This is a genomic window from Streptomyces sp. NPDC002701, from assembly GCF_042889045.1.
Taxonomy (GTDB): Bacteria; Actinomycetota; Actinomycetes; order Streptomycetales; family Streptomycetaceae; genus Streptomyces.
In genome coordinates this window covers 1-1,909 of the sequence record NZ_JBIAQL010000072.1, presented here as the reverse complement: position 1 = coordinate 1,909, position 1,909 = coordinate 1, and the positions used below count along the sequence as shown (strand labels likewise).

The window sequence follows — 1,909 nt, the reverse complement described above, 5'->3', positions numbered from 1 at the left end:
GGAAGGCGGTCAGCGGGGCGTCCTCGAGGTCGCCCATCTGGCCCCAGCGGACGAGGGTGACGGTGCGGCCGTCGCGGCCGACGGAGAACAGGTGGATGTCGGAAATGCCGATCTGCGGGTCAGCGGTGTCCAGGCTGTAGACCCAGGCGCCCTCCTCGACGGCGAGCTTGCCGTGGGAGGCGCTGACGGCCTGCAGGCCCGGGTTCTGCTGCTCCAGCAGGGGGCCGCAGCCGGCAAGGGCCCCGCGGAGGGTGTCGACCAGCTTCACGGCGTCGGCCTCGGTAGGGGCGACGGTGGTGACCTGGACGCCGTTGGTGTCGAGCTCGGTGCTGAACTCGCGGTAGCGGGTGTTCTGCGCCGGGATCTTGTACGGGGCGCAGAGGACGCCGCCGTTCTCCGGGACGCCGGTGAAGACCTGGGTGGCGGTCCACGGCGTCGACGACGGCGGCATCTGGGAGGCGGCGAGGAAGGCGGGCTGGGCAGCGGCCTGCGCCGGGGCTGCGGCGAGGGCCGCGAGGCCCAGTGCGGCAGCGGCTGCGGTGGCGAGTGCGGTGCGGAGCTTGTTCATGGTGGTGGATCCCCCGTCGGGTCGTTCTTCGGTCAGTGCTCAACCAGCGTGGGGCCGGCGCCCGCCGACTGCAACGATCACGCGCCCACCAGCCGTCCCGGAACCATTCCACCCCCGCTGACGTGCAGGGACGTGAAGTGATGGGACGCAGGGTCGAGGGGGATGGAATGCCGAAGGACGCCGCCGTCGAAGAGTTCGCGGGGCTCGTGCGCGCGCTGAAGGCGCGGGACGGGAGAAGTTACGAGGCGCTGGGCCGGCGGCTGAGCGTCAGCGCGTCCACCCTCCACCGCTACTGCTCGGGCGCGACCGTCCCGGAGGAGCTCGCCGTGGTCGACCGCCTCGCCCTGCTGTGCGGGGCTGACGAGGAGGAACGGCGGGCCCTGGAGGCGGCCTGGACGGAGGCGGACCGCGCCCGCCGCCGATCGCCCACGCCCGCGCCCACGCCTGTGCCAGCCGTGTCGTCCGCGCCGGAACCGGCCCCCGGCCCCGCCCCGGACCCGACCGCGCCGGACCCGACCGCCGCGGATCCGTCCGCGCCGGAGGCGCCCCGCGCCCGCCCCCGTCGTGGCGCCCCCGCTCCCCTCCTCGTCGCCGCTGCCGTCGCCCTCGTCGTGCTCGCCCTCGCCGCCGCCCTGCTCGGCCACCCCACCAGTACGGCCTCCGCCCCCGCTCCCGCTTCAACCGCTCCGGGGCGGACCGCGGCCCACCTCCCCTTCACCTGGAGCATCGGTTCCCAGCTCTGGGAGGGTGGCTGCGGGCACACCTACCTCGTGGACCGGGCCCCCCGCGCGGTCGCCCCGCCTCCGGTCGCGGCCGACTCCGGGGCGTGGGCCGGGACGCACAGTGCCGTGCACGGCGGGGAGGCGCTGGTGCGGATCACGGTCCAGGGCCGGTCGCCGTCCGACGCCGTCGTCCTCCATGCCCTGCACGTGCGCGTGGTCGACCGCGCCGCGCCGCTACCGTGGAACGCGTACCGGATGGACAACGGCTGTGGCGGCTCCTTCACCCCGCGCCACTTCGCCGTGGACCTCGACCGGCCGCGCCCGCTCGCGAGGCCCGTCGACGGCCTTGACGCCTCCGGCGCCGAGGTCCGGAAGATCCCGGCCGTCTCCTTCCCGTACAAGGTCACCTCCTCCGACCCCGAGGAGCTGCTGGTCTCGGCGCGGACGGCGGGCTGCGACTGCCGCTGGTACCTGGAGCTGGAGTGGAGCGCCGGGGGCCGTACGGGGACGGTGCGGATCACGGACGGCGGGAAGCCGTTCCGCACGAGCGGAACCAGGGGGAGGCCGGCGTACGTGCACGACTCCGCCGAAGGGCGCTGGATCACAGACTCGGACTCTG

General features: G+C 74.9%; 2 protein-coding genes. One reads left to right on the top strand and one right to left on the bottom strand.

Features of this window, described 5'->3' with window-relative positions; genetic code table 11:
- Positions 1-568 (bottom strand): hypothetical protein (locus ACFYXC_RS41830; RefSeq protein ID WP_389558398.1); only part of this gene is annotated, 568 nt, incomplete at its 3' end.
- Between the two features lie 167 nt (positions 569-735).
- Between ACFYXC_RS41830 and ACFYXC_RS41825 the strand changes: the two genes are divergently transcribed.
- The coding region (locus ACFYXC_RS41825) for a helix-turn-helix domain-containing protein (protein ID WP_389558396.1) at positions 736-1,909 on the top strand (1,174 nt) is incomplete at its 3' end.